The sequence below is a fragment of the Streptococcus sp. HMSC066F01 genome (assembly GCF_001837335.1).
GTDB lineage: Bacteria > Bacillota > Bacilli > Lactobacillales > Streptococcaceae > Streptococcus > Streptococcus oralis_S.
Window position 1 is genome coordinate 1 of sequence record NZ_KV832070.1, and the last position, 4,959, is coordinate 4,959.

At 37.4% G+C, this 4,959-nt stretch carries 9 protein-coding genes; 5 read left to right on the plus strand and 4 right to left on the minus strand.

What is annotated here, in order from left to right; all coding sequences use genetic code 11:
• Positions 1-169 precede the first annotated feature (169 nt).
• The 4 genes from HMPREF2655_RS00200 to HMPREF2655_RS00215 form a co-directional block, all read right to left on the minus strand.
• A complete protein-coding gene (locus tag HMPREF2655_RS00200) occupies positions 170-1,318 on the minus strand; it encodes a tyrosine-type recombinase/integrase (RefSeq protein ID WP_070837098.1) in 1,149 nt (382 codons plus the stop codon).
• Positions 1,319-1,490: 172 nt separating this feature from the next.
• Positions 1,491-1,910: an Ltp family lipoprotein gene (locus HMPREF2655_RS00205; protein ID WP_070837100.1), complete on the minus strand. Its 420-nt coding sequence runs from the start codon at positions 1,908-1,910 to the stop codon at positions 1,491-1,493.
• A gap of 9 nt (positions 1,911-1,919) precedes the next feature.
• Positions 1,920-2,309, minus strand: coding sequence for an ImmA/IrrE family metallo-endopeptidase (locus HMPREF2655_RS00210; protein ID WP_070837102.1), 390 nt, complete (start codon positions 2,307-2,309; stop codon positions 1,920-1,922).
• Between the two features lie 12 nt (positions 2,310-2,321).
• Positions 2,322-2,687 carry a helix-turn-helix domain-containing protein gene (locus HMPREF2655_RS00215; protein ID WP_007519039.1) on the minus strand — a complete coding sequence of 122 codons (366 nt, stop codon included), beginning with the start codon at positions 2,685-2,687 and terminating at the stop codon, positions 2,322-2,324.
• A gap of 286 nt (positions 2,688-2,973) precedes the next feature.
• On the opposite strand from HMPREF2655_RS00215, the gene HMPREF2655_RS00220 reads away from it, so the two are divergent.
• The 5 genes from HMPREF2655_RS00220 to HMPREF2655_RS00240 all read left to right on the plus strand — a co-directional run.
• Positions 2,974-3,183 (plus strand): helix-turn-helix domain-containing protein, encoded by a 210-nt coding sequence (locus HMPREF2655_RS00220; RefSeq protein ID WP_070837104.1) that lies wholly within the window; start codon positions 2,974-2,976, stop codon positions 3,181-3,183.
• Between the two features lie 3 nt (positions 3,184-3,186).
• Positions 3,187-3,897: an ORF6C domain-containing protein gene (locus HMPREF2655_RS00225; RefSeq protein WP_070837106.1), complete on the plus strand. Its 711-nt coding sequence runs from the start codon at positions 3,187-3,189 to the stop codon at positions 3,895-3,897.
• A 13-nt stretch (positions 3,898-3,910) separates the two neighbouring features.
• Positions 3,911-4,168, plus strand: a complete 258-nt coding sequence (locus tag HMPREF2655_RS00230; RefSeq protein ID WP_070837108.1) for a hypothetical protein — start codon at positions 3,911-3,913, stop codon at positions 4,166-4,168.
• 79 nt (positions 4,169-4,247) lie between these two features.
• Positions 4,248-4,457, plus strand: a complete 210-nt coding sequence (locus tag HMPREF2655_RS00235; protein ID WP_070837110.1) for a hypothetical protein — start codon at positions 4,248-4,250, stop codon at positions 4,455-4,457.
• A gap of 20 nt (positions 4,458-4,477) precedes the next feature.
• The coding region (locus tag HMPREF2655_RS00240) for a phage replisome organizer N-terminal domain-containing protein (RefSeq protein WP_180364305.1) at positions 4,478-4,959 on the plus strand (482 nt) is incomplete at its 3' end.

The following is a 4,959-nucleotide window of genomic DNA, read 5'->3' on the forward strand; positions in this document are numbered from 1 at the left end:
CTTTTTCATAATAATCTCCCTTAACTCCACCCAATCAGGTGGAGTTTTTTGGCTCTATTTCAGGCTTTTTGGGACTATTCTAAAAATAATTTTTCGATATTTTTCGGTATTTTTCGGATTTTGGTCGGGGAATTGGCGGGGACTTTTTGAGATTTTGGCGGGGATTTTTTTAGCGAATATGACTAAGAAATAGGTCTGTTGTCGCTTCGGCAAGTTCGTCCTCTACTTGATTGTAACGATCGGTCATATAGACTTTTGTATGGCCCAGCGCCTGGCTTAATTGTTCAAGCGGAACCCCTGCAATAATGCTTTGAGTCGTGAAGAAGTGGCGCATCATGTGAGGTGTTACATGTAATCCTGTTGCTTCATTCACTAGATTGAAGTTTCTATTTAGCTGGTTTGGATTGATGAGACCACCTTTCTCGTTGATAGTTATATAATCCTTGTGCTGTTCCTTGATAATCCCTAACTTTCGCTTAATCTTAGAAGCTTCAGCTATCAGATAATAGATAAGGTCCGTTCCGATATCATCAAGGCAGACATATCGCTCTGAATCCTTCGTTTTAAGACCTCCTTTCCCTTTCAAGGTCTGGTTGCTTCGACTATCTCTAAGATGCAGTATAGCCCGTCCATTGTCGTTCTGAGTGACGTCCATCGGGCGCAATCCAAAGACTTCTCCTCTTCTCAATCCAAAAATGGTCAGGTAGGTCAGTGCGTAGAATTGTTTTGGCATAATCTCTTCTGCCTTTGCTATCCAAGTCTTAAACTCTTTGAGAGTCACTTTCTTGTTAGCAGCAGGGATATCACTCTGGCCAATAAAGACACCTTTCAAGCGATTTGAGAGCAGATTCCCACTTTTCACGGCATCATTCAGCAATGCCATGAAGCTGGAATTGAGAGTTTGAACAGTGTATCTGGTATGGTTCTGCAACTTTTCAGCGATAAAGAGTTCATACTCATTTCTATCCAAATTTTTAAGCATAGTAGAACCAAACTTTGGCTTGATATGGTTCTTATAGAGATTGTCATTGAGGTAGTAGGAAGTGTCATTCCAGCGACCTGTTGACAATCTCTTTTCAGAATAGATATCCCAATACTGATCAAGCGTTAGATTCGTATTGATACCTAATTCTTGGTCTTGGATTTGTTGCTCAATCTCTGTCAAGGCTGCACGAGCTTGTGGAAGGGTTGTGAGACCACTTTTAGTAATCTCTTTCTTTTTACCATGAAAATAGAAAGAGCGTCTGATGTAATAACGTTTGCCTTTTGCAGTTTCATAGTAATAGATATTTGGGTATTTTGTTTTATTATATTTCATTGTATTCTCCTTGTTTATCAGCTTCTGGACAAGGTCTAAACATTGAGAATATTGACATCACCCCTTTCATGGTGTAAAATAGGGTATAGAAAAGAGGCCTTTTTAATGGCTGATTTTTTATAAGGATGAGCTTCACAATCAAACTTTGGCGAGGGCGATTGTGAGGCTTTTTTTATTCATTTAATTTTTCAATAGCTTTCAGGGCCTGTTCTTCAGTAAACTGAGCATCTTTATCTGTCAAACTTTTAAGTATTTCTTGGTCAGTCTTGCCTTCACTTCTTTCTTCTTTTGCAATATCGAGCGCTTCATTAACCCAAACATCACCAACATTCTCAACAGCATATTGAGCAGCTTTCTTTGAATATTTGTGACTCGCACTTTCTGTTAAATACCAAAGAAGTGTTTTTTCAGAAAATGACGCTTTACTTTCGACAAGTTCTTGAGCTGTTTTAAGCGCACTTGCTTTTTCTTCGTCTGCTTTGCTTGACGTTTGTTTTGTAAGAGCATTTGAACCACCGATAGCCAAGATAGCTACCAATATCCAAAACCAAATTTTTTTATAAAAAGGTTTAGAATCTTTTTCTTTGTTCATAACATCTCCTTAAATTATATTTGCTAAATTATAATATTCCTCTTTTACCATGATTTCATTTGTCACAGTTTTAAGATTGTAGTAAGACATGAATTTGAGGTAATCAAACTCTGTGGGGTCGTCTAAGCTTTCTATCGCGTCTTTTACGAGATGATGGATCATATTCCTATCAGCTTCGTTTTCACAACGCAGGCGAGCGCTCTGGTACTCTGAGCGTGTGTGGTCCTTGTGGCCGAGTTCGTGTAGAAGCACCTTAACTCTCTCTTTTTTGTTGAGCTTGCTCGATAGGAAAGCTGTATTGGTTTCTTTTTCGTAAAATCCAAGTTCATCAGGCATCAAATCTCCATCAAAATCGATAATACGAATCTGAAAATGACTTATAATTTCTTTTTCGGTCACTAAGCAATACCTCTAATCACCAGCTTCCTTCAGATAACCTTCAATGATAGACTGGATGATTTTCTTCTTTTCATCTGTTAATTCTCGACCGCCAAACATCATGACATTCGATGCCATTTCTTCAACATTTAGAACTTTGCCTTGCCATGTATACTCCTTGGTATCATCTGCAAGATTAGGATTTTCAGTACGACCTAATAAGTAGTCTGTACTAACACCAAAATAATCAGCTATTTCTTGTAGTCTATCAGATTTTGGGTTACCTTTTTTTAGACTGTAAAGATAATTTGTACTATATCCTAATTTTTCTTCTAAAATATTTAAAGAAATTTTCTGTTTATCAGCCAATTCTTTAATTCTGTCGAATGCTAAAAACATTGATATTTCAACCTTTCTAAGCATTACGAAAAAATATTTTAAAATTAGTTATAAAAACTATTGACAAAATCTAAAACTAGTTTTAAAATAGTATTCGTAAGCTAAAGAGTTAGCGAACAAGACAACTAAAAAATAAAGCCTTACAAAACTGATTGGCGTCCGTTTTATATAGGTAAAACTTACTTTTAGTAGGTCTTTTCTCTATGTCTATATTCTAAAACTAGTTTTAGAATTTGTCAAGCAGTTCGCTAACTTTTTAGGTAATTTTTTAAAAAGGAGGTTAGGAATGAGCCAACAACATCAAAAATGGATTCAGTTAGTTAAGGCTAAACTGAATTCAGAAGGAATGACACAAACACACCTTGCTCGTGCTTGTGGAGTGAAGAAACCTACCATTTCAGAATTATTGAAATATGGTAAAGGTAGCGACAAATTAAAGAACCGAGTTTGCGACGTTTTAGGAATTGACGAAACTTGGGTTGAGTTAGGAGAGTAGGATATGAACGAAATTTTTAATTTTCACGGACAGGAAGTCCGTACAGTGATGTTTGATGACGAGCCGTGGTTTGTTGGGAAAGATATAGCAGAGATTCTTGGATATGTAAATTCAAGAGACGCTCTGGCAAAACACGTTGATGAGGATGATAAGCTAACGTCGCAAATCGCGACGGCAGGTCAAATGAGAAATCAGACAGTTATCAACGAATCTGGTCTCTACTCTCTTATCTTATCCAGCAAGTTACCTCAAGCCAGAGAGTTCAAGCGCTGGGTGACGTCAGAGGTCTTGCCAGCTATTCGAAAACAAGGCGGATTTATACGTGAGGACTTGGACGAGGATGCTTTCATCGCTCTATTCACTGGCCAGAAGAAATTGCGTGAGCAACAAGCGACCATGCTGGAAGATATTGACTATCTCAAGAGTGAGCAACCGATTCATCCGAGCTATGCTCAGTCGCTCCTGAAGAAGCGTAAAGCTCGGGTTGTGGCTTGCTTGGGTGGTATTGACAGTCCAGCTTACGCTGATAAAATCTTCGCTCAATCAGTATTCAGACAAGCTGAGATTGATTTCAAGGATCATTTTAATATCAGTCGCTATGACTTACTACCAAAGAAATTCGCAGAAGCAGCATTGAAATATTGGATGACTTGGGAACCAAGTACCAATACTAAGATGAAAATCATGAAATTGAACTCATTTGACGAAGTGTAGGGAGGGGAAGAAGATGGACAATGTTCTACTTTCACTATCGGAATGGATTAAATCCATTATCAAGGACACAATCACAAGATTGGTTGAAATAGAAAAAGATAGCGACCACTATCCAGAGCTGATGGATGTAGGCACTACCTGTGATTTTCTAGGTATTAACTATGACACGTTTTCAAACAATTATCGTTACATGAATGGTTTTCCGAAGGAACTCCCTGGTAAGAAATGGTCAAAAAGAGCCATCAAAGAATGGCTCTCAAATCAACTATAATAACTTTACTAAAAGGCTTCTGGACAAGGTCTTAGCAAAATTATTTGACTATATTATAGCACAAAAGAGGATAAAAAACATGAACAATTTACAAATTATCGCAGTATGCACATTGGTGTCAGTAGTCTTGATTGAATCGCTGATTATGAATATCAAGCTGAAAATAGCCATGAGACCGAAGAAGATTCAATTTCAAGCGCCACAAGTTGAGAAAGGCTTTATCGACTTTAAAACAGGGCGACGTGTGGATATTGATCCCGTGACACGAAAAGAAACATTTGTGGATTAGTAGAGAAACGGAGGGAAGTAATGTCTGAAATCAAATGGATTAAAATTACTACTGATGTTTTTGACGATGAAAAAATCTGTCTTATCGATGCACTTCCTGATCATGATGCTATTCTGGTAATTTGGTTCAAAATTCTAGTGTTGGCTGGAAAATTGAATAAAAATGGAGTTTTAGCAATTTCACCTAATTTAGTTTATACAGATGAAATGTTAGCTAATAGATTCCAAAGACCCCTCAACACTGTTAGGATGGCCTTGGGAATATTTGAACGGTTCGGTATGATTGAGGTTATTGAGGGTGTCATTACCTTGCCAAACTGGGAAAAACATCAAAATATTGATGGGATGGAGAAAGTCAAGGAACAAACACGAAAACGTGTAGCTAGACATCGAGAAAAACAAAAAGAGCTTGCTATTGGTAACGTTACATGTAACGTTACAGTAACGGAAAGTAACGGAACAGAAGAAGAAAGAGATAAAGAATTAGATAAAGAATTAGATAA

Coding starts and splice junctions, on each gene's coding strand:
- HMPREF2655_RS00200 (WP_070837098.1), bottom strand. CDS start 1,318: ATGAAATATAATAAAACAAAATACCCAAATATCTATTACTATGAAACT.
- HMPREF2655_RS00205 (WP_070837100.1), bottom strand. CDS start 1,910: ATGAACAAAGAAAAAGATTCTAAACCTTTTTATAAAAAAATTTGGTTT.
- HMPREF2655_RS00215 (WP_007519039.1), bottom strand. CDS start 2,687: ATGTTTTTAGCATTCGACAGAATTAAAGAATTGGCTGATAAACAGAAA.
- HMPREF2655_RS00220 (WP_070837104.1), top strand. CDS start 2,974: ATGAGCCAACAACATCAAAAATGGATTCAGTTAGTTAAGGCTAAACTG.
- HMPREF2655_RS00225 (WP_070837106.1), top strand. CDS start 3,187: ATGAACGAAATTTTTAATTTTCACGGACAGGAAGTCCGTACAGTGATG.
- HMPREF2655_RS00230 (WP_070837108.1), top strand. CDS start 3,911: ATGGACAATGTTCTACTTTCACTATCGGAATGGATTAAATCCATTATC.
- HMPREF2655_RS00235 (WP_070837110.1), top strand. CDS start 4,248: ATGAACAATTTACAAATTATCGCAGTATGCACATTGGTGTCAGTAGTC.